The sequence below is a fragment of the Staphylococcus sp. FSL W8-0304 genome, assembly GCF_038006565.1.
In the GTDB taxonomy this organism is placed as follows: domain Bacteria; phylum Bacillota; class Bacilli; order Staphylococcales; family Staphylococcaceae; genus Staphylococcus; species Staphylococcus epidermidis.
In genome coordinates, this window is record NZ_JBBOVL010000001.1 from 1,461,840 (window position 1) to 1,485,051 (window position 23,212).

Below are 23,212 nucleotides of genomic sequence, written 5' to 3' on the forward strand. Positions count from 1 at the left end.
CTTTACACCTCTTTATAATTTCTTAACAAATGCTCGTAATAATTTACAACGTCAATTAATATTTTCTCATCAAAATTAAGATGTGCAGTATGAAGACCAGTCACAAAACCTTTTTCCTTGTTTTGAGTACCAACAAATACAAAATACGAAGGGGCAAGTTGTTGACCATAAAAACTAAAATCTTCACCGAACAGGAAGGGGAGCTTTTTTTCAACAACTTCTAAATTTGCACCTTCTATAGCGTTCTCAACGGCTTGACGTAATTGTGGATGATTCATTGTTGGTGGATATCCTTCTTCAAATTTAACCTCACATTCAACATTAAATAATAATTGAACACTTTCCGCTATTTTATGCATTTGGTGTTTTACAATAGCCAAATCTTCAGTGTCATATGTACGAATAGTACCTTCAAGATAACCATGACTCGGTACTGTATTAATAGCTTCACCAGCTTCAAAATGACCCATATGAATAATGTTACGTTTCAATCCATTCAAATGAAACTGTTGGATTTGACCGATTTGACTTAAGACATGTTGTAACCCCTCACCACATGAATGACCTTGCTCCTTATCAGCAACATGACTAGATAATCCTTTTAAAAAGAAGCGATATTCAGTGGCACTTGCAGTGATTTCTTCATCCCGAATTACAATTTTACCTTCTTTTTCAAACGGATTAACGTGAAAACCAAATACCGCTTCAATAGGGTACTTGTCAAAAGCGCCAGCTTTGATTAAGCGATTAGCCCCTCCACCAGTTTCTTCGGCAGGTTGAAATATAAACACTACATTATGAGGTAATTCAGATTTGTCATACAATGCTTTACACCTTTTAATAAAAAGCATAAGTGCTGTCGTATGACCATCATGACCACACGCGTGCATGACGTTATCATTCTTACTTTTAAAATCAATATCATTTTCTTCATAAATTGGTAACGCGTCTATATCTGCTCTGAATGCAATAGTGTGGTGACTATTACCTTCTAAATAAGCAATAACACCAGTTTTAAGTGGTCGGTCGTAAGGTACGCCTAAATCCTCTAAAAATGATGTTATATATGATGTCGTTTCAAATTCATGTAAACTTAATTCTGGATATTGATGTAAATGTCTTCTGTGTAATGTAACGAATTCTAACTCGTTCATAAAATCATCCATCCCTTGTATAACTATTTCATTAATATTTCAATGTGTATCATTCTATAATAAAAAGGCGAAATGAATGATTAATGTATCCTATATAAATTAATCATTGGATTCCACCTTGAACATATTTTTTATCTACACAATTATTCTATGTCGTTATTCATTATTTAATTTACGCAGTGCAGACACAATCTCACGTTTTGAATCTTGAACTTCTGAAGTTTGTTTAATTACTTTAGCAGGCGTACCAGCAACTACAGCACCAGCAGGCACATCTTGAGTTACAATAGCTCCAGCTGCTACAATAGCTCCTGCACCAACGCGTACACCTTCAAGAATAACAGCATTTGCTCCAATTAAAACATTGTCTTCAATGACAACTGGGGAAGCACTTGGAGGTTCAATGACACCAGCTAAAACAGCTCCTGCACCAACATGAACATTTTTTCCTGTTGTAGCTCGGCCACCAAGTGTTGCGTTCATGTCTATCATTGTTCCTTCACCTACAATAGCTCCAATATTAATCGTAGCACCCATCATAACCACAGCACCATCTTCAATGATAGCTTGCTCACGAATAAATGCACCTGGCTCAATACGGGCATTTGTGTTTGTTAAATCTTTAAGCGGTATAGCTGAATTACGACGATCCATCTCAATTTCTAATTCAGTGATTAATGAATGATTTTGTTGATAAAATTGTTTCCATTCATCTGCTTCACAGAAAATTACTTTTGAATGTTCAGAGCCAAAAACTTTAAAAGATTCTGGGAATGTCACATTTTCAAAATGACCATTTACATAAACTTTGAGTGGTGTTGATTTCTTAGCATCGCTAATATATTGAATGATTTCTTGAGCTGATAAATGTTGTACCATAATTTGAATAACTCCTTTGATTTATAGATTATTAAAAGTATAAAAACCTGGGTTTTTGTGAATTAATTTTTCTGCAGCACCAATGGCACCATTTGCAAAGATATCTTTTGATTGTGCTCTATGTGAGATAGTAATTGTTTCATCAGTACCTGCAAATAAAATTTCATGTTCCCCGACAATCGTACCACCACGAACAGCATGTATACCTATCTCATCATGTGTACGCTTCTCAGTTTTTTCGTGTCTATCATAAACAGGTGAGACATTGTCACGTAATTCTTTAATGACATCATACAATTTAACTAATGTGCCACTAGGTGCATCGACTTTTTTATTATGATGCGCTTCTGTCAGTTCGATATCGAAATCTTCGAGTAAGGGAACTGCAGTTTCTAATATTTTAGTTAATGCATGGACACCGTAACTCATATTTGCACTAAAAAATACAGGTGTTCTTTGACTTAGCGTTTCCAATTTTTGTATTAACGTTTCTTTTTCACCTGTAGTTGCGATGACAAGAGGCAGATTGAATTGTTCTTCTAATAGAGGAAAGAGCAATTCAGGATTTGAAAAGTCAATAGCAACATCAGCTTCTTTACATTCACTAATGTGTTTATATTGGGAATAAGGTGTCGATGATTTTGGAGTTCTGTCTATGACTCCAACAATTTCATGACCTTTATCTTCAGCTAATCGTGCAACTCTTTGATTCATTGCACCATATCCAATTAGTAGTATGTTCATTATTGTTCACCTGCTTTAAATTGTTCAAATGCTCTTTCAACTTGTTTACATTGTGCTTCTTCTAAAGGCACTAATGGTAATCTCACTTCGTAATGACCATAACCCAAATATGCAGTTAGAACTTTAATAGGTATTGGGTTAACGTCAAGTGACAACGCTTCTAACAATTTTTCAATAGGTTTAAAGTAATTAGTAATATCGGTTTCATTTTGTCTATTATCATATAAATATTGAAATTCTTGTGGAATTACATTCGCAATGACAGAGATGACACCATTACCTCCACGTTGATAGAACTTCACAACATTGTCGTCATTCCCACTATATAATGCAAATTCATTTGCATTAATACGTTGTTTTACTTCATCAAAATAATCAAAATCATTTGTCGCATCTTTTAAAGCAACAATATATGGATTATGACTGAGAATTTCAACTGTTTCTGGCTCTATCGTCATGTTTGTTCGTGAGGGCACATTGTAAAGAATTACTGGTAATTTCACTTCATTTGCGATTGTCTCAAAATGTTGAATTAAACCACGTTGATTCGTTTTGTTGTAATAGGGCGTAATTAACATGACTGCATCTGCACCAATTTCTTTAGCACGTATTGAAGCTTGAATTGATTTATACGTATTATTAGTGCCAGTACCCGCAATAACAGGAACGTTATGATTTACGAGTTTAACTACTGTTGCCAATACTTTCTCCTTTTCTTCGTCAGTTAATGTAGGACTTTCTGCTGTAGTGCCATTCACTATAATTGCTTGGATATTGTTATCTAAAAGAAATTGAACATGTCTTTCTAATGCGTCGAAATCAACCTCATTATTGGTAAAAGGAGTCGCTAATGCTACACCAACGCCTTCAAACATGTGTGTCATATTATCTTGCCCCTTTCAAAGTTAAAATTTGTTCTAATACTTGAACTGCATTTAATGCTGCGCCTTTGAGTAAATTATCAGAGGTACACCATACGTGAAATGTATTTTCAAGAGAGTCATCTCGGCGAATACGTCCTACAAATACTTCATCTTTGCCAGTAGAATGAATGGCTAATGGATATTCATTTTTACTTGGATTATCTACAAGAACAACACGTTGATCTTGTGCAAATAATTCTTGTATCTCTTTAACTGTAGTATCTTGATTTAAAGTCACATCGATTTCAATACTGTGACTATCTTGTACTGGTACACGTACACATGTAGCAGTTACTTTTAAGTTTTGGTCGTTAAGAATTTTTTTCGTTTCATCAATCATTTTTTGTTCTTCTTTTGTATATCCATTTTCAAGAAAAACATCTATATGTGGTAATACATTATTGTAAATTGGATAGGGATATGCTTCAGGTTCTTTTCCATTAGCGCCTTCAGCTAAATCTCTTTTACCTTTAACACCAGAACCTGATACGGCTTGATAAGTCGTATAAGCGACACGTTTTAATCCATATGCATCTTGCAAAATTTTAAGAGGTACAACTGATTGAATTGTAGAGCAATTTGGATTGGCAATAATACCACGTGTAAATTGAGGCTCATTCACTTCTGGAACAATTAAATCGACATCTTCAGCCATTCTCCATTGACTTGAATTATCAATAACAATGGCTCCAGCCGCCTCAAATAGTGGGGCAAAGTGCTCACTTGTGCTACCTCCCGCACTCATTAAAACATAATCAAAATGTTCACTTGCTGCTTCATCAGTTAATTCTTGAACAGTATAAGATTGTCCTTGAAATTCAACTTTTTTTCCTGCTGAGCGAGCAGATGAAAATAATACTAATTCATCAAAAGGTATTTGTTTTCGATCTAGTGTCTCTAACATTTTTGTTCCAACTAATCCTGTTGCTCCAGCTACTGCTAATCTTGTCATAATGAATAGTCACTCCATTCTTAATATTAGTAATTTTTAGAAAATTTATAATAAATATATCACACGAATGCTAAATTTCGAAGGCCTGATACAATTCTTCTACTGCTTTTTCACCATTTTCTTCGTCTATCACATAAGATATGCTAATTTCCGATGTCGTCGTTTGATAAAATGGAATGTTTGAATTGATAAGCGTCATAAAAGCTTTTGATGCTACTCCTGACATATCTCTCATACCTGATCCAATTAAAGATATTTTGACATATGCTTCATTAATTTTATAATCAAGTGCTGAGAAGTGTGTTGATAAATTTTCCAGAATTGAAGAAATTTGATGTGCATCACTATCTTTAATTGAAAAAGATAATTGTAAACCTTCTAAATTTACAATTTGAGAAATCATATCAACATTTACAGATTCTTCTTCCAATGCGGTAAACAATTGTGTTAGTAACTGATTATCCGGTAGGGGATAACTTATCGTGACATGCATCATGTGTGTATCCAATGCAACACCAGTTACTGCTTTTTTTTCTAATAAATCACTTTTAGACATAATCCATGTTCCTTTCACATTTGATAAAGTTCTTCCTAAGTAAAGAGGAATATTATAATTCTTGGCTAATTCAACACTTCTCGTTTCAAGTACACCTGCACCAAGCGCACTCATTTCCATCATTTCCTCATAAGAGACATATTCTAAACGTTTCGCTTCATTAAGTATTCTAGGATCTGTTGCATACACACCATCAACGTCAGTATAAATTTCACAAGGTGTCTGATTGCTTGCTGCTAAAGCTACAGCTGTAGTATCAGAACCACCTCGTCCAAGTGTAGTAAGTTCGAAATCATCGTTTATACCTTGAAACCCAGCTACAACTAAAATGTCATGATTTTTAAAAGCTTCGTCAAAAATATTGGGATTAATTTCTGCTATTTTACTTTTTAAGTGATGTCCTACAGTCTTAATGCCAGCTTGATAACCTGTCATTGCTTTAGCATTTACACCTATGTCATTAAGTACCATAGAAAGGTAAGAAACCGTTTGTTGTTCACCGGTTGTTAATAGCAATGCGAGTTCTTGATCTTTAGGGGTAGAAGTAAGACTTGATACATTATTCATCAATTGATCAGTTGTCTTACCCATAGCACTAACAACAACGATTAATTCCTCACCATCTTCAATGCGTGTTTTAAGCATTTCAGCGATATTTTTTATTTTTTTAAAATCACTGACGGAAGAACCGCCAAATTTTAAAACGCTTCTATTCAATTTCAGTCCTCCTATAATTAGAGGAGACATACACAGTATAAAAAAGAACAAGTTCGGAATGCCGAACTTGTTCTACATTTATGTACAAGTGATGCACTCCATTATTTAATAATAATGACAAACTTATAGCTCTTAACCATTAAGTCCAACGATTCATAACTGCTACTATGAATCATTTCGGCATCTCACCCTTTTAACTCTATAATTGTTAGCAGACAAATTATCTAAAGTTTACTCATGATTGATGCGCCTCATCAAAATCTTATTCAATTGATATGTTTTCATTATACATAGACAATATATCTATGTAAACCAATATTTTAGATTTTTAAAAATATACTGAAAATTTACGTGTGAATTCACATGATAAGTAATTTTTATAAATTTAATACGCTTATTACAAATTAAACACCTTATCTAGTTTTTAAGTATTAGTATTTAAAAGTATGTATTTTTAATTTTTGATCAATATTAAAAGTTTATAACTGAAACGATAACAATATTAATCTAATACCCATAACAACCGAATAAAGATTAAATGATATAAACAAAGAGTCTGAGACTTTGATAAATGTCCCGGACTCTTGTATAAATGTTAAAACAATTATTAATTATTTTGTAATACGCCAATTTCTTGTAAGTATTCCTCATAAGGTACTTCTTTAGAAAGGGCACCAGCTTGATTCAAGTCAATCACTCGATTTGCGATTGTATTAATAAATTCAAAATCATAAGAAGTGAAGATGATAGAACCTTTAAATGATTTTAATCCATCATTTACAGCAGTGATACTTTCCAAATCTAAATGGTTTGTTGGCTCGTCAAGTAAAAGTACATTAGCACTTGATAGCATCATTTTACTTAACATGCAACGTACTTTTTCTCCACCTGAAAGCACGCTTGCTTTTTTCTTAACTTCCTCACCACTAAATAACATGCGTCCTAAGAAACCACGTAAAAATGTTTCAGTTTGTTCGTCTTCTGGGGCGTATTGACGTAACCATTCAACTAGATTCATATCGACATCATCAAAGAATTCAGAGTTATCTTTAGGGAAGTAACTTAAAGATGTCGTTACGCCCCATTTAAATGTACCTTCATCTGGTTCCATTTCTCCAGCTAAAATTTTTAACAATGTTGTTTTAGCAATTTCGCTATCACCAACTAAAATAGCTTTATCATTAGGATTCATAGTGAATGAAACATTGTCTAGTACCTTTTCGCCGTCAATTGTTTTAGAAAGATTTTCTACTGTAAGTAAATCATTTCCAATTTCACGTTCAGGGGTAAATTTCACGTAAGGGTATCTACGAGATGATGGCTGGATATCGTCTAATTCAATTTTTTCTAATTGTTTCTTACGACTTGTTGCCTGTTTAGATTTAGAAGCATTTGCTGAGAAGCGTGCGATGAAATCCTGTAACTCTTTCATTTTTTCTTCTTTTTTCTTATTTTGTTCTTGTGCCATTTTTTGTGCTAATTGACTTGATTGATACCAGAAATCATAGTTACCAACATAAAGTTTAATTTTGCCAAAGTCTAAATCAGCTATATGAGTACAAACATTATTTAAGAAGTGACGGTCATGCGAAACGACAATGACAGTATTTTCAAAATTAATTAAAAAGTCTTCTAACCAACTTATTGCTGGTATATCTAAACCATTGGTAGGCTCATCTAGTAAAAGAACGTCAGGATCACCAAATAAACTTTGAGCTAACAATACCTTAACTTTTTGATTATTTTCAAGTTCAGACATATTTTTATCATGTAAGTCAGGTTCTATGCCTAATCCTGATAATAAATTAGCGGCATCAGCTTCAGCATTCCAACCGTTCATTTCTGCAAATTCTCCTTCAAGTTCTGCAGCACGAATACCGTCTTCATCGTTGAAATCAGGTTTCATATAAATTTCATCTTTCTCTTTCATCACTTGATACAAACGTTCGTGTCCTTTAATCACAACATCTAAAACACGTTCATCTTCATAAGCAAAATGATCTTGTTTTAACACAGCCAAACGCTCGTCTTTACCTAGAGATACATGACCAGTCTGTGAATCAATTTCGCCTGATAAAATCTTTAAGAATGTAGATTTTCCAGCACCATTTGCACCAATTAATCCATAACAATTACCCTCTGTAAATTTTATATTTACATCTTCAAATAGTTTACGATCACCAAAACGTAAACTTACATCAGTTACTTGTAACATTCATCTGCTCCTTTTTGGTTATTCTAACGGAGAAATTATATCATATAATAATTAGAGTTTCGACCTGACAATTAAGCTAATGATAGAATAAGTAACTCATGTTATAATTAATAAGAATTTTATAGATACGAATATAGTTTATTAAGTTAAATCTAACTATTTAAATAGAAAAAAATAAATGAAATTGAATAATAGATTAAGGAGAATAGAATGGCATTAGATAAAGAAATAGTAGGTTCAATAGAATTTTTAGAAGTTGTAGGATTACAAGGGTCAACATATTTACTTAAAGGGCCAAATGACGAAAGTGTCAAACTCAATCAGTCAGAAGTTGCTGATGAAGATGATTTTGAAATAGGTGAGGAATATAGTTTTTTCGTTTATCCAAACCGATCAGGCGATTTATTTGCGACTCAAAACATGCCTGATATTACAAAAGATAAATATGATTTTGCTAAAGTTATAAAAACCGATAGAGACGGTGCACATATCGACGTAGGACTTCCTCGTGAAGTCTTAGTTCCATGGGAAGATTTACCGAAACTTAAAGAACTTTGGCCTCAAGCAGGTGACTACTTGCTAGTTACCTTAAGAATAGACAGTACGAATCAAATGTTTGGACGATTAGCTAGTGAAACGATTGTTGAGTCGATGTTCACGCCAGTAAATGACGATAGTAAACAAAACGAATATATTTCTGCACGTGCTTATAGATTACTCAGAGTAGGTAGCTTCTTATTAAGTAATGAGGGTTATAAAATTTTTGTTCACGAATCAGAACGCAAACATGAGCCAAGGTTAGGTGAAGAAGTAGAGGTCCGAATTATAGGTCATAATGAAAAAGGTGAATTAAATGGGTCATTTTTACCATTAGCTCATGAACGTCTTGATGATGATGGACAGGTCATATTTGATTTACTTGTTGAGTATGATGGTGAATTACCTTTTTGGGATAAATCTAGTCCTGATGCAATCAAAGAAGTCTTTAATATGAGTAAAGGCTCGTTTAAACGTGCAATTGGACATTTATATAAGAAAAAGATAATCAATATAGAAACAGGAAAAATCACTCTTACTAAAAAAGGGTGGAGCCGTGTCGATGATTAAAGAGGATGAAATCCATTAATACACTTAATTAATGTAGAGATAGAAAGTAATTCTTATTGAATTCGTTATCTCATCATGAAAATAAACTCTAAATTACAGTATTTATAGCATTCTATATTTGGGAAAACTTGACTGACAATAAAAAATTTAATAATAGCGTACTTTTAATTAATTTAATCATAATATTACCTATACGTTATACACACTTGAGATATCAACTGATAACTCAAGTGTTTTTTTACGTTTAACACTTATTTTAAAATCCTAAATGATATATATTTTAAAGTGCTTCATTTAACGAACTAAATCATTTCGTTAACGTAATTAATTAAAGAAATAATATGACCTTAAAGGACCAGATTAGATACAATTTATTAAAATTCCCTCTCCACTATAATAATCCCCAATGTCTCATCTATTCATTCAATCAAGTATTTTTATTCTTTTTAAAACTATGTTAGCAAATTAAATTTTAATACACGTTACATTAATTCAAATCTCATTCTTAACAAAAAATTTACAATAACTCTATTTTGATTTAATAAAAGATATGTAACATGAGAACTGTAAGAAATACATATACCATTATAGGTTATTTACATTAGGAGGATGTTTCAATGAAAAAGTGGCAATTAGTCGGTACTACTGTATTAGGAGCTTCGGTTTTACTTGGCGCTTGTGGCGGAAATGATGGAGGTTCAGGAGACGGCAAAGATCTTAAAGGTTCTGCTAAAGGTGAAGGATCGTCTACAGTAGCTCCTATCGTTGAAAAATTAAACGAAAAATGGGCTAAAGATCATAAAGACGCTAAAATTTCTTCAGGTCAAGCTGGTACAGGTGCTGGTTTCCAAAAATTCATTGCTGGCGAAACTGATTTCTCAGACGCTTCAAGACCTATTAAAGACGAAGAAAAGAAAAAATTAGAAGATAAAGGGATTAAATATCACGAATTCAAAATTGCACAAGATGGTGTAACAATTGCAGTTAATAAAGATAACGACTTTGTTAAAGAATTAACTAAATCACAATTAAAAGATATTTACTCTGGAAAAGCTAAAACATGGAAAGACGTTAACTCTAGTTGGCCAGATAAAAAAATCAATGCTGTTTCACCTAACTCAAGTCATGGTACTTACGACTTCTTTGAAGAAGAAGTTATGGATAAACAAGATATCAAAGCTGAGAAGAACGCTGATACTAACGCGATTGTATCTTCAGTAACTAAAAACAAAGAAGGTATCGGTTACTTCGGTTATAATTTCTACGAACAAAATAAAGATAAATTAAAAGAAGTTAAAATCAAAGATGACAATGGCAAAGTTACAGAACCAACTAAGAAAACAATTCAAAACGGTTCATACGCACTAAGCAGACCATTATTTATCTATGCTAAAGACAAATCATTAAAAGACAATAAAGTAATGTCAGAATTCATGAAATTTGTACTTGAAGATGAAGGTCAAGCAGCTGAAGACGCTGGTTATGTAGCTTCACCTAAGAAAACTTATAAATCTCAATTAGATGACTTAAAAGATTTTTTAGATAAACATCAAAAATCTGATAAGAAAGACGACAAAAAATCAGAAGATAAATAATGAATACTAAGGTAATAAACACCTAGGGTTGGGAATTTTTGAAAGGGTATCAGACAAAGTGGTCAATGTGTCACTTTGTCGAACCCTTTTCAGCTTTGCAGATAATGAGTAAATATTCTAATAAATATGAATAAACTCATTTTCTCATTAAAGCAATTCCCACTCTTTTTTTAAATTATTTTGGGAGATAAGAGAGAGGGTTTTACATGGCTTCACAAACAAAGGTGAGAGAAATGATAGCTAAGAATAATGCTAAAAAGGGCGGACTAAGTGATAAAATTGTCCCAATTATTTTAGCCATTATTTCAGCTATATCTATATTAACTACAATTGCTATTTTATTTACACTTTTAACCGAGACGATTACATTCTTCACACGAGTGCCATTATCAAAATTCTTTTTATCTGGTACCTGGAACCCAACTGGTTCATCGCCAGAATTTGGAATTTGGGCACTCATCATTGGCACATTGAAAATTACTGTTATTGCTACAATCGTGGCAGTTCCAATTGGTTTAGGTGCAGCTATCTACCTTAATGAATATGCATCTGATCGTTCACGTAGAATCATTAAACCAATATTAGAAATTTTGGCTGGGATTCCTACAATCGTATTTGGTTTCTTTGCTTTAACATTTGTTACACCCATATTAAGGAATCTAATTCCTAACCTAGGAGAGTTTAACTCAATCAGTCCTGGTATTGTTGTGGGTATAATGATCGTCCCTATGATTACAAGTATGAGTGAGGATGCAATGTCATCTGTACCTGATAAAATTCGTGAAGGTGCGTTTGGATTAGGCGCAACTAAATTTGAAGTCGCTACAAAAGTTGTATTACCAGCTGCGACATCAGGCGTTGTTGCTTCAATTGTATTAGGTATATCAAGAGCAATAGGGGAAACAATGATTGTTTCTTTAGCTGCTGGTAGTTCACCAACATCATCTCTAAGTTTAACAAGTTCAATTCAAACGATGACAGGATATATTGTTGAAATTGCTACAGGTGATGCAGCATTTGGTTCTGATATTTACTACAGTATTTACGCTGTAGGATTTACACTTTTCATTTTCACTTTAATTATGAATTTATTATCACAATGGATCTCTAAACGATTCAGAGAGGAGTATTAATATGTCTACAAATTCAAATACTGCTAACAAAACATTGATTGATAAAGATGCCGTAGAAAAAAATATTTCTTCTCGTGATAAGAAAAACTCGGTAAACAAATGGTTATTTTTATTATGTACATTAATAGGGCTCATTGTTTTAGTAGCACTATTAATTCAAACCTTCGTTAAAGGGGCGGGACATCTAACTCCCGAATTTTTCACTAATTTTTCATCTTCAACACCCGCAGATGCTGGTATTAAAGGGGCATTAGTAGGTTCCATTTGGTTAATCTTAAGTATTATTCCAATTAGCATCATTTTAGGAATAGGTACAGCAATTTATTTAGAAGAATACGCAAGAGACAATATTTTCACACAAATCGTAAAGGTGAGTATATCTAATTTAGCTGGTGTTCCTTCAATTGTGTTCGGTTTACTAGGTTATACATTGTTTGTGGGCGCCGCAGGTTTAGGTAATAGCGTGTTAGCAGCTGCTCTTACAATGTCACTACTAATCTTGCCTGTTATTATTGTTGCCAGTCAGGAAGCTATCAGAGCAGTTCCTAGTTCAGTCAGAGAAGCATCATATGGTCTTGGTGCTAATAAATGGCAAACAATTAGAAGAGTTGTTTTACCGGCAGCATTACCTGGTATTTTAACAGGTTTCATTTTATCTTTATCACGCGCATTAGGGGAAACAGCACCACTTGTAATGATAGGTATACCTACGATACTTTTAGCAACACCAAGTGGATTACTCGACCAATTCTCTGCGTTACCAACTCAAATTTATACATGGGCAAAAATGCCTCAAGCAGAATTCCAAAACGTTGCATCAGCAGGCATTATCGTTCTACTCGTTATCTTATTGTTGATGAACGCTATAGCGATACTTCTACGTAATAAATTTAGTAAAAAATTCTAATCGAACTTATAAGGGAAATGCATTTTTATAAATAAACGAACGTTATTGACCTATATCAACTGGGTCTCAAGATATAAAGGAGTTTTTAATTATGGTTAATTCACAAGTAGCAGAAAAAGAGAAATTAGACGCACAAACAAATAATCAAGATACAGTTGCCACAATAGTAACTACTGAAAACAATAAGAAAAATACAATTCCAGACAGTGAAAAGAAGATTGTTTATTCAACTCAAAATCTAGATTTATGGTATGGAGAAAATCATGCTTTACAAAACATTAATTTAGATATATTGGAAAACAATGTGACTGCAATAATCGGACCATCTGGATGTGGTAAATCTACATACATCAAAGCTTTAAATAGAATGGTCGAATTAGTTCCATCTGTGAAAACTGCAGGCAAAATTTTGTATCGTGACCAAAATATATTTGATGCAAAGTATTCTAAAGAGAAGCTACGTACTAACGTTGGAATGGTTTTTCAACAACCTAACCCATTCCCTAAATCAATTTATGATAATATTACTTATGGTCCTAAGACTCACGGTATTAAAAACAAAAAAATTCTAGATGAAATCGTAGAAAAATCATTACGTGGCGCTGCAATATGGGATGAATTAAAAGATAGATTGCATACAAATGCTTATGGATTATCAGGTGGACAACAACAACGTGTTTGTATAGCTAGATGTTTAGCAATTGAACCAGATGTCATTTTAATGGATGAACCTACGTCAGCATTAGATCCTATTTCTACATTAAGAGTTGAAGAACTTGTACAAGAATTAAAAGAAAATTACTCAATTATCATGGTTACGCACAACATGCAACAAGCTGCGCGTGTTTCAGATAAAACTGCTTTCTTCTTAAATGGATATGTCAATGAATATGATGATACTGATAAAATCTTTTCAAATCCTGCAGATAAACAAACTGAAGATTATATATCTGGTCGTTTTGGATAAGATGCAATGGCAATTATTAGACAAAAATATGAAGGTCAGTTAGATGGATTAATTAAAGATTTACGGCGTCTTGGTCTTCGTGTATATTTTAATATTAACAATGCACTAGTGTCTTTAGGGGAAGAAAAGAAATCATTCGCAAGACAAACCATTGAGAAAGACAAGGAAATTAACCATTTAGATCATGAAATTAACGAGAAGGTAATCATGCTAATTACTAGACAACAACCTATTGCCACAGATTTACGTATGATGATGGCAGCACTCAAAATCTCTACAGATTTTGAACGAATGGGAGATAATGCCGCTAGTATTGCTCATATACGTTTAAGAGTTAAAATAAATGATAACTATGTGTTTACACGTTTAAAAACCATGGGTAAATTAGCGATGCTCATGTTAGAAGATTTGAATAACGCTATTAGAAACAAAGATTTACCACTGATAAAAGAAGTCATTGAAAGAGATGAAGATATTGATGATTTATATGTTAACATCGTCAATACCAGTTACTTAATCGATAATGACCCATTCGTAGCTGGTCAAGCACACTTAGCGGCTAGACACTTAGAACGAATAGGTGATCATATAAGCAATATTGCTGAAAGTGTTTATTATTATTTAACAGGTCAACATTTTGAAACTTTTGATTAAATTATCAAATCCTATTGTATTTCTATAATGAGCAACCCCACCTGAATTCTATGCCACAGTTTCAGGTGGGGTTTGATATTTTGCTTTAACCTTTATGAATTTTCTTCTATTTGATATGTTAATACTTCTAATTCATCTACTAAATTTGAAATATAGTTAATTGTCTCTTTTAAAGGGGCGTCAGTCGTAATATCGACGCCAGCTATTTGCGCCAATTCAATTGGAGATTGACTACCACCAGCTTGTAGTGTTTTTAACCAACGATCAACAGCCGGTTGACCTTCATTCTTGATACATTGTGATACAACTGTACCTATTGTCAATCCAGCAGAGTAAGTATATGAGTACAATCCCATATAGTAATGTGGTTGTCTCATCCATGTTAATTCAACCCCATCAGTCATTTCAACAGTGTCACCGAAAAATGATTTATATGTGTTCGACATTATTTCATTTAGAAGTGGGGCAGTTAATGATTCTCCATTGTCGACGCGGCGGTACACTTCACGTTGATACGCTGCTTCTAAAAGGTGAGTAACCATATTATGATAATAAGTTCGAGATAAAATCGAACCAATAACCCAACGTTTAAATCGAGGATCATTACTACTATTAAATAAATAATTTGCCATCAACATTTCATTCATTGTGGAAGGTGCTTCTACAAAGTACATAGACGCTTCAGATTCAAACAAATTTTGATGTTTCTGCGCTAATGTAAAATGACCTGCATGTCCTAATTCATGTGCAAGAACGAATGTTTCAGCCATTTTCCCAGTCCATGAAATAAATACATATGAATGTGTAGCGTATGGACTTGCACAATATGCTCCGGTATCTTTTCCTTTATTCTGAGCAAAATCAATCCAACGGTAATCATAGGCAGACTCTAACATTTTGACATAATCATCACCAAGTACATTGAGCGCTCCATAAATGTATTTTTTCGATTTTTCAATTGATATTTCTGGTTCAAAGTTAGGGTCTATTGAAATTTTTAAATCCTCAAATCGGATTTTATCCAGGTTATGTACACGTTGAATAATCTTTGCATACTTTTGCATAACTGGGGCTAAATCACTCATAATGACATCAATTTGTCTATCGAACATATCTTTTGTTACTTCTTGATCTTGTAGAAGATAATCAATAACAGAATCATATCCTCGTAAATCCGATTCAATCTTTTCTTGTTGGACTTGCATATTATATGTTGCGGCCGTCGTATGTTGATATTGTCGTAATGCATCACTAAAAGCTCTAAAACTTTTACGTCTAAATTCAGGAGATGGATGATCTTCGTATTCATTTTCAAAAGTTGCATAATCCAATGGATAGGTAACACCCTCATAATCAAACGATTCAAAATTAATATCCAAACTTTTTGTCGTACCGTATAATTCAAACGGACTTCTCAATGTTGGTGTTAATGTAGCTAATACTTTTTCAACATCAGCAGATAATTGATATGGCTTACGATCTTGAAGTTGTTTAATAAAATGTGGGTATTTGGTTTGAGACCTTAATTCACTTATTATCTCATCAGATAACTCCAAAATCTCGGAATCAACAAAAGATAATAAACTAGCAAGTTTTCCAGAAGTCGTATTAAGTTTTGCGTTAACTTTTTGTGCTTCTTCATTAGCCGTATCAACGCTTAATCTAAGTTCTGGATAATTATATAAACGATCTATTTCTATAAGTATCCTTTCATATTCATCTAATGCCTTTTCTATTGTTTCTATGTTATTAAGTTTTTGATAATATGTATGATTAAAATCTAAAGACATTTGTACTACTTGTTCCAATGTTTGATAGAATGCTTGATCACTTGTAAATAAATCTTTCAAATCCCAAGTTTCTCTTACCGGAACCTCTTCTCTCAAAGGTAAACCTTCACTCATTTATAACACTCCTTTATAAATCATTTAATGACATTATACTAAAATTCAATAACAATCTCACAAAGGACGCCTAAACAGATGTTATGTAACATTTAGTAATGTTATAATTAGTATAATCATGTTATAAGTATTAACATAATCTTGTTAAATAATTAATGTTAAAAAATGATTACTTCTTAAGTCTGAATGATATTATATTAATAAGTTGTATAATAGTAAGTAAACTTTACTTATAGGAGCACGTGCAATGACAATATTTGATATGCCAAACTATTTGTGGATTACCATTCTTGGTATGATTTTATTAACTGTATTTTACACACTTGTATTAAATAAATGGTTTCAATCTGCAATCATTACTTTTGTAGTTTTAGCAGTACTTGCCTTTTTTATACCAAATTTTCAAAGCATTTCGTATCAACCACTGCTTGGATATGCAGGATTTTTAGGCATAATGAGCTTAATTATAAGCTTTCTTATTTGGTATTTCTCTAGAAATTGGAGAAAAAATCGTAGAAAAATAAAATTGGAAAAAGAGATTCGCAAATATGATGATGAAGAGTCACTTCGTCGTCATCATAAATAACAACTTTTCAACTTTGCTATCATCTTATCTTAAGCAAAGTTGTTTTTTATTTCTTTTTTTATCTCTTTTATTATTAATTAAAAAAAGTCATACTATAATAGATGTTGATGAAAACAATTTAATGAAATTTATTATTTAATATTTTTCCCATTCGTTGAAAGTGAAAGGATGCTAACATATGTTTAAAATGATAATTTATAAACTTTCACAAATGATTGTCGTACTATTTATATTAACTACAATCACATTTATATTAATGAAACTCTCTCCAGGTAATCCTGTAGACAAAATATTACATCTTGATATTTCACATGTATCTCATGAGCAAATAGAAACAACAAAGAATAAGCTTGGCTTAAATGATTCTATTTTTATTCAATGGTTGCACTGGTTAAATCAATTGTTTCATTTTGATTTAGGAACAAGTTATCAAACAAATGAGCCTGTCATCAGAGAAATAGCAAATTATCTTGGTCCTACACTTATAATTACTTTTGGTACGCTTATAATGTCGTTAGTTATTTCTATACCATTAGGGATTATAGCAGCGATTTACTATCATAAAATTTGGGATAGGATAATCCGTGTTATGACATCATTATCCGTAAGCCTACCATCATTTTTTATCGGTCTTATTTTATTATATATATTTAGTTTGAAGTTGAATGTTTTACCAACGTCAGATGAGGGGCGTTTCGCTTCATATATTTTACCAATAATTACCATGAGTATTGGAATGTGTGCTTATTATATTCGATTTATTCGTTCTACTTTATTAGAACAATATCAAACACCTATAGTTGAATCGTCTCGTCTCAGAGGTATGCCCGAAAGATATATACTTTTTCAAGATATCCTTAAACCTACGATACTACCAATCATACCTCTATTAGGATTATCCATTGGGAGTTTGATAGGTGGAACAGTAGTCATTGAAAATTTATTTGATATTCCTGGGTTAGGCTATTTTTTAGTTGATAGTATAAAGTCGAGAGATTATCCTGTCATTCAAGGTTGTGTATTATTTATTGGTTTCTTTGTTGTGATTATAAACACAATTGCAGATTTACTTTCATTACTCATCGATCCTAAACAACGTTATACTATTACTCAAAAAGAAACATTAAAGTTTAAATGGTTAAATTCACATAAAAAAGAAGGTCGTAACGATGAAGTTTAAATTGTCAAAGAAAAACACTATATTTTTCATTTTTACGGTCTATATTATATGTCTTATTGTATTGCAATTTATAGTCAATGATAAAGCTGCGTATCAGGTACATTTGTCAAACTCATTTGAACCTATAAGTATGAATCATTTACTTGGCACAGATGATTACGGACGTGATTTATTCAGTCGTTTAGTCGTGGGCTCTCGTGCAACATTGTTTGTTACACTACTTACTTTACTGTTCACTGTTGTGGTTGGAGTACCTTTAGGGTTACTTGCAGGCTATAAAAAAGGTTGGGTTGATACGATTATCATGCGAATTATTGATATAGGATTAAGCATACCAGAATTCGTTATTATGATTGCCTTAGCAAGTTTTTTTCATCCTAGTCTTTGGAATTTAGTAATAGCTATTACAATCATAAAATGGATGAATTATACTCGTGTGACAAGAGGGATTGTCAATACCGAAATGAATCAATCGTATATACAGATGGCACAATATTTTAATGTCTCAACTTTGAATATCTTATTTAAACACTTATTACCAAAAGTTTTACCATCGATATTTGTTATTATGATAGTTGATTTTGGAAAAATCATTTTATACATTAGTTCATTATCATTTTTAGGTTTAGGTGCACAACCACCATCTCCAGAGTGGGGGGCAATGTTACAAGCAGGGCGTGAATTTATTACTTCACATCCTATCATGATTATCGCTCCAGCATCTTTGATATCATGTACAATATTGATATTTAATTTAACTGGTGATGCAGTAAGAGATCGTTTATTAGAACAAAGAGGTGTAAAAGTTGAAACTTTTAACAATAAAAAATCTAAACATCAGTGATAAAGAAGAGCAAGCAATTATTAAAAATGTCGACTTAAATATATATCATCAATCTCTAAATGTCATTATAGGTGAAAGTGGTGCTGGAAAAAGTTTGACTGTTAAAGCAATATTAAATCATTTACCTACTCAGTTACATATGAGTTTCGATGAATTTAAAATGCAAGGTCAAAATACTTCTGGTATCAAGCAACTTTTAGGTAAACATATCGGCTATATCTCTCAAAATTATGCTCAAAGTTTTAATGAATATACTCGGTTAGATAAACAACTTATAGCTATTTATCGTTATCATTTTAATGTTTCCAAAGATAATGCATTGAAAAAGATAAAAAAAGCTTTAACTTGGGTTAACTTAAATGATGAATCAATCATTAAAAAATATAGTTTCCAACTTTCAGGAGGACAATTAGAGCGAGTCAATATTGCTAGCGTTTTAATGTTAGATCCAGAATTAATTATTGCAGATGAACCAGTTGCATCTTTAGATGTAGTGAACGGTCATCAAATAATGCAACTCCTTCAACATATTGTTAAAGATCATCATAATACAGTGTTACTCATCACTCATAACATGAATCATGTTCTCAAATATGCTGATTATTTTAATGTAATGAAAAATGGCATGATGATTGAATCTGGAGAAATAGGCAAATTATTTAATCACCAACATCTTCATCGGTATACAGAACAATTATTAAACTATAGAAGCAAGCTGCAAAAGGAGGACAACATCTAATTATGATTCAATTTGATCATGTAGATTATTCATATCATCGAAAACAGCCTGTTTTAAAAAATATTAATATAAGTATTCAACGTGGTGAAAAAATAGGGGTTTTAGGGGAAAGCGGTGCTGGAAAAAGTACTATTGGTTCTTTAATATTAGGTCAACTAAAGCCAACAAAAGGTAAAATAATTATCGATTCTTCTAAGGTTCTTCCTATTTTTCAGCATGCGACAGAAAGTTTTGATCGTCAATTCACGATTGAACAGTCATTGAGAGAGCCACTTTTATTTTATCGACAATTAAAACCACAAAATATCAAAAATATCATTCTTAACTATTTAATTGAATTTAATTTGTCTACAGATCTTTTAACAAAGTTTCCTCAAGAGGTAAGTGGTGGACAACTACAAAGATTAAATATTATACGTTCTCTCTTAGCACAACCAGATATATTGGTTTGTGATGAAATAACTTCGAACTTAGACGTCATGGCCGAACAAAATGTAATCAATATTTTACTTAACGAAAAAAACATTCAAAATAAAACATTAATCGTCATCTCGCATGATTTATCTGTTTTACAAAGGTTAACGAATAGGATAATAGTTATCAAAGACGGTCAAATAGTAGATGAATTTAAAAGTAAAGATTTATTTAGCCATCAAAGACATCCATATACAAAACTATTAATTCAAACGTATGAATAATGAATAACTAATAAACCCCAAAAGTTGGAATCAAAATCTAACATTTGGGGTTTATTAGTTATTCTTCGGAGTAAATTTTACCGCTATATAATCATTTTACTTTTGGAATGCATCTTTAATTCTCTTTAGTTGTTCAATCGTTAATTGATTGCCACCTTCACCAAAGTACCATGCATTGGATTCAAATTGATAAACTTGATGATTTTTTATAGCTTTTACATTTTCAATAACTTTATTTTGTAAGATGCTTGGTTTCTTATTATCAGTGCCATTCTTCGTTCGATCTATTACAAATATTTTATCAGGGTTAACTTTGTTAAGATATTCATAATTAATATTATTTCCAGCTGAATTATCTTTCATGTTTTTATCAACATGTTTAATGCCCAAATCTTTGTTTAAAAATCCTCCAAAGCGACCATTTGAACTAAATGCTTTTATACCTTTATCATCAACAACTAGGAATAATACTGAGTCATGATTAATACTTTTCTTAGTTTCAGTTACTTGTTGTTCTAATTTTTTATTTAAATCATTGGCTTCATTCTCTTTATTGAATATTTTACCAATCGTTGATGTACGAGATTTAATTGAACTTAAATAATGATCATGGTCTGGACTTACGAATAGAATTTTAGCATTAGGTGCCGCTTTTTTCATTTCGTCAATTGTCTTAGTATGGGCCTGTCTAAAAGATGCTAGAATAAGCTCAGGTTTAGATTTAGCTAATTGATCAAAATTTGGTCGACCTGGATTACCTAAATTAGAATATTTATCATCTTTAAATTCAGCTAAAGAGGAAGGTAAGAATGCATTTCCTTGACCTTTTGCAATTGAAACAATCTTATTTTGTAATCCTAATTGTCTCATTACATCTAGTGCACCATAATCAAGAACTGCTACACGATGGGGATTATAAGGCACCTTAACAGTGTCAGTTTTCGTTTCACCACGATGATGTGTATTATTCTTGTCCTTAAATTCATATGTATTTTTAATAATCATTGTTTTTTTTGAATCATAACTATTACCTGATTTATCATTTCCGCATGCTGTTAATACTATTGCATAAAGAATAATAGATATTAATGTTAATAATTTTTTCATAGTAATCCTCCTATCAATGATTATAATTGATATTGATAATCATTTTCGATAAGAAGATTGTTAGTTATAAATATTTATCTAAAACTTCACATATTGCATGTATTGTGTCATCAATAACTGTAATATTTTGATTTTTAAAAAATGATGTGTGTTCTATAAATTGATTAGTCACAAAATAACCTTGACTAGCATGTTCAAGCATATGAACATCATTGTGATCATTACCAAAAGCGATATAATCACTATTAGTTCCTAAAACATATTGAATAGTAGTATACTTATCAACGCCACGTGACGTTACATCAATATAGGACTCACTGTAATGACGAATTAATTCAATACCATGAGACTGATTTACTAATTGATGAGCAATCATGTCAAAATCTTTGTTATCTATATTTAATAGAATTGCTTTTATAGGATTTCGAATCTCATCCATATCTAGAGATTGTGCTTTACCATCAGGATCAATACGTTGATACAGTTCATTATTAGTATCCAAATTTGAAGCATAATTAAATTTATCATCAATGATGTATGATAATTGATATTCCTTTATAAGCTTTTTAATTAGACTAATATCATGCTCATTGATTACCGAAACAATTTCGATTTGTCCATTTTTAGATATAATTGAGCCATTACCACCAATCAAGGTATCATCCGCAAATTCAGGAATGACTGGAAGCAAGTCTCTAATGGGACGTGCTGAAGCAAATATTACATTGTGATTAGCTTGACGTAGCTTGAAAAGTCTTTGCTTAATAGATGGATCAATAGAACATCCATCAAAACAAATCGTACCATCAATATCAAAAATAAAATTCATTATTAGTCACTCCAAAAATTTAGAATGATTTAATTATAGCATATGAGTATGATCTCAAATTTAAATATTTTGATTTAAATTGTATAAACTTGAAACTTGGCATTCCAACTTGTTAGTCTCTATAAATTAACAAGTATAGATTGCTATAATAATCTCAACTAAAAAAGCAAATAAGAGTAAACTTTATAGATAATAAATATAGATGCCATTTAGATATACCAGTAAATTGAGTGAAGGGCTTTTATGATGGTACACATAACTTCCTATAATATATATTATGTAAACTAAAATAAAGAATTAAGATACTTAGCCATATAGATGAACATATGCTTCATTTATGTTGTTACATATACTATATATTTTTTATTTGGAAGTATATACACGTATCAAAAGTTATGTATTGATCAAGAGTTCTTTATTCATTAAAGACTTAAATATTTAATTCTTTGTATTTACAAGAACGTTCCTTTAATTAGCATCAGTAATAATTAATTACGTATTACATAATTGCATTACGTATTTATTTATCATGTTTAAATGCTAGTAAGTAGTATCATGATAAATATTATACGTTACAACAACTTAGCAATGTAATTGCTATTATCATGAATATTCATTTTTATATTTAGATAAATCATCAAAAATCTTTTGTTACAACACCCAAATACACAACTACAAAATTTAATATAAGAGAATTATAAGTATTATTATTAAATCGCAGTATAAATATACCTTTAGTTTACATAATGTTTTTATAATCTTCTCACCGCACTAAAAGAATTACATTTAAAGCATTTTAGTATTACAAAATTATAATTCGTA

At 31.7% G+C, this 23,212-nt stretch carries 21 protein-coding genes and 1 riboswitch; of the genes, 11 read left to right on the plus strand and 10 right to left on the minus strand.

Going from position 1 to position 23,212, the window contains the following annotated elements; all coding sequences use genetic code 11:
* Positions 1-2: 2 nt before the first annotated feature.
* The 7 genes from NST35_RS06845 to NST35_RS06875 all read right to left on the minus strand — a co-directional run bounded on the left by NST35_RS06845 (position 3) and on the right by NST35_RS06875 (position 8,140).
* A complete protein-coding gene (locus NST35_RS06845; RefSeq protein WP_002457470.1) occupies positions 3-1,154 on the minus strand; it encodes an amidohydrolase in 1,152 nt (383 codons plus the stop codon).
* A gap of 156 nt (positions 1,155-1,310) precedes the next feature.
* A complete protein-coding gene (gene dapD / locus NST35_RS06850; protein WP_001830955.1) occupies positions 1,311-2,033 on the minus strand; it encodes a 2,3,4,5-tetrahydropyridine-2,6-dicarboxylate N-acetyltransferase in 723 nt (240 codons plus the stop codon).
* A 21-nt stretch (positions 2,034-2,054) separates the two neighbouring features.
* A complete protein-coding gene (dapB, locus tag NST35_RS06855) occupies positions 2,055-2,777 on the minus strand; it encodes a 4-hydroxy-tetrahydrodipicolinate reductase (protein WP_032604454.1) in 723 nt (240 codons plus the stop codon).
* Positions 2,777-3,661, minus strand: coding sequence for a 4-hydroxy-tetrahydrodipicolinate synthase (gene dapA / locus NST35_RS06860; RefSeq protein ID WP_002457471.1), 885 nt, complete (start codon positions 3,659-3,661; stop codon positions 2,777-2,779). The genes dapB and dapA overlap by 1 nt, the downstream gene beginning before the upstream one ends.
* 1 nt (position 3,662) lies before the next feature.
* Complete coding sequence (locus NST35_RS06865) at positions 3,663-4,652, minus strand: aspartate-semialdehyde dehydrogenase (RefSeq protein WP_002457472.1); 990 nt, start codon at positions 4,650-4,652, stop codon at positions 3,663-3,665.
* A 70-nt stretch (positions 4,653-4,722) separates the two neighbouring features.
* Positions 4,723-5,955, minus strand: coding sequence for an aspartate kinase (locus tag NST35_RS06870; RefSeq protein ID WP_340747282.1), 1,233 nt, complete (start codon positions 5,953-5,955; stop codon positions 4,723-4,725).
* Positions 5,956-6,008: 53 nt separating this feature from the next.
* A riboswitch (Lysine riboswitch) is annotated at positions 6,009-6,188 on the minus strand.
* 344 nt (positions 6,189-6,532) lie between these two features.
* Entirely contained in the window at positions 6,533-8,140 is a 1,608-nt protein-coding gene (locus tag NST35_RS06875) for an ABC-F family ATP-binding cassette domain-containing protein (protein ID WP_002446403.1), read from the minus strand.
* Between the two features lie 210 nt (positions 8,141-8,350).
* Here NST35_RS06875 and cvfB point away from each other — a divergent pair, with 210 nt between their 5' ends.
* From cvfB to phoU, 6 genes are all read left to right on the plus strand, one after another.
* Positions 8,351-9,247 (plus strand): RNA-binding virulence regulatory protein CvfB, encoded by an 897-nt coding sequence (cvfB, locus tag NST35_RS06880; protein ID WP_002457474.1) that lies wholly within the window; start codon positions 8,351-8,353, stop codon positions 9,245-9,247.
* A gap of 617 nt (positions 9,248-9,864) precedes the next feature.
* Positions 9,865-10,842 carry a PstS family phosphate ABC transporter substrate-binding protein gene (locus NST35_RS06885; RefSeq protein WP_002446401.1) on the plus strand — a complete coding sequence of 326 codons (978 nt, stop codon included), beginning with the start codon at positions 9,865-9,867 and terminating at the stop codon, positions 10,840-10,842.
* Positions 10,843-11,048: 206 nt separating this feature from the next.
* Positions 11,049-11,975 (plus strand): phosphate ABC transporter permease subunit PstC, encoded by a 927-nt coding sequence (gene pstC / locus NST35_RS06890; protein WP_001830936.1) that lies wholly within the window; start codon positions 11,049-11,051, stop codon positions 11,973-11,975.
* Position 11,976: 1 nt separating this feature from the next.
* Positions 11,977-12,882, plus strand: a complete 906-nt coding sequence (pstA, locus tag NST35_RS06895; RefSeq protein WP_002446400.1) for a phosphate ABC transporter permease PstA — start codon at positions 11,977-11,979, stop codon at positions 12,880-12,882.
* A gap of 91 nt (positions 12,883-12,973) precedes the next feature.
* The gene (pstB, locus tag NST35_RS06900; protein ID WP_002457475.1) at positions 12,974-13,849 is read left to right on the plus strand and encodes a phosphate ABC transporter ATP-binding protein PstB; all 876 of its coding nucleotides are present in this window, start codon (positions 12,974-12,976) and stop codon (positions 13,847-13,849) included.
* 6 nt (positions 13,850-13,855) lie between these two features.
* On the plus strand, positions 13,856-14,503 hold the full coding sequence (gene phoU, locus NST35_RS06905; protein WP_002446398.1) for a phosphate signaling complex protein PhoU: 648 nt from the start codon (positions 13,856-13,858) through the stop codon (positions 14,501-14,503).
* A 92-nt stretch (positions 14,504-14,595) separates the two neighbouring features.
* Here the strand turns inward: phoU and pepF are convergent, their stop codons facing one another.
* On the minus strand, positions 14,596-16,407 hold the full coding sequence (gene pepF, locus NST35_RS06910; protein WP_340747283.1) for an oligoendopeptidase F: 1,812 nt from the start codon (positions 16,405-16,407) through the stop codon (positions 14,596-14,598).
* 247 nt (positions 16,408-16,654) lie between these two features.
* Between pepF and NST35_RS06915 the strand changes: the two genes are divergently transcribed.
* The 5 genes from NST35_RS06915 (at position 16,655) to NST35_RS06935 (ending at position 20,454) form a co-directional block, all read left to right on the plus strand.
* On the plus strand, positions 16,655-16,993 hold the full coding sequence (locus NST35_RS06915; protein ID WP_002446396.1) for a hypothetical protein: 339 nt from the start codon (positions 16,655-16,657) through the stop codon (positions 16,991-16,993).
* A gap of 178 nt (positions 16,994-17,171) precedes the next feature.
* On the plus strand, positions 17,172-18,173 hold the full coding sequence (nikB, locus tag NST35_RS06920) for a nickel ABC transporter permease (RefSeq protein ID WP_002446395.1): 1,002 nt from the start codon (positions 17,172-17,174) through the stop codon (positions 18,171-18,173).
* Positions 18,163-19,017, plus strand: a complete 855-nt coding sequence (nikC, locus tag NST35_RS06925; protein ID WP_002446394.1) for a nickel transporter permease — start codon at positions 18,163-18,165, stop codon at positions 19,015-19,017. The genes nikB and nikC overlap by 11 nt, the downstream gene beginning before the upstream one ends.
* The gene (locus NST35_RS06930) at positions 18,980-19,756 is read left to right on the plus strand and encodes an ATP-binding cassette domain-containing protein (RefSeq protein WP_002457478.1); all 777 of its coding nucleotides are present in this window, start codon (positions 18,980-18,982) and stop codon (positions 19,754-19,756) included. The genes nikC and NST35_RS06930 overlap by 38 nt, the downstream gene beginning before the upstream one ends.
* A gap of 2 nt (positions 19,757-19,758) precedes the next feature.
* Positions 19,759-20,454, plus strand: a complete 696-nt coding sequence (locus NST35_RS06935; RefSeq protein ID WP_002457479.1) for an ABC transporter ATP-binding protein — start codon at positions 19,759-19,761, stop codon at positions 20,452-20,454.
* A gap of 96 nt (positions 20,455-20,550) precedes the next feature.
* Here NST35_RS06935 and NST35_RS06940 read toward each other — a convergent pair whose 3' ends face one another.
* Both NST35_RS06940 and NST35_RS06945 read right to left on the minus strand, forming a co-directional pair.
* On the minus strand, positions 20,551-21,561 hold the full coding sequence (locus tag NST35_RS06940; RefSeq protein WP_002457480.1) for a siderophore ABC transporter substrate-binding protein: 1,011 nt from the start codon (positions 21,559-21,561) through the stop codon (positions 20,551-20,553).
* Positions 21,562-21,625: 64 nt separating this feature from the next.
* Positions 21,626-22,390 carry an HAD-IIB family hydrolase gene (locus NST35_RS06945; protein WP_002457481.1) on the minus strand — a complete coding sequence of 255 codons (765 nt, stop codon included), beginning with the start codon at positions 22,388-22,390 and terminating at the stop codon, positions 21,626-21,628.
* Positions 22,391-23,212 lie beyond the last annotated feature (822 nt).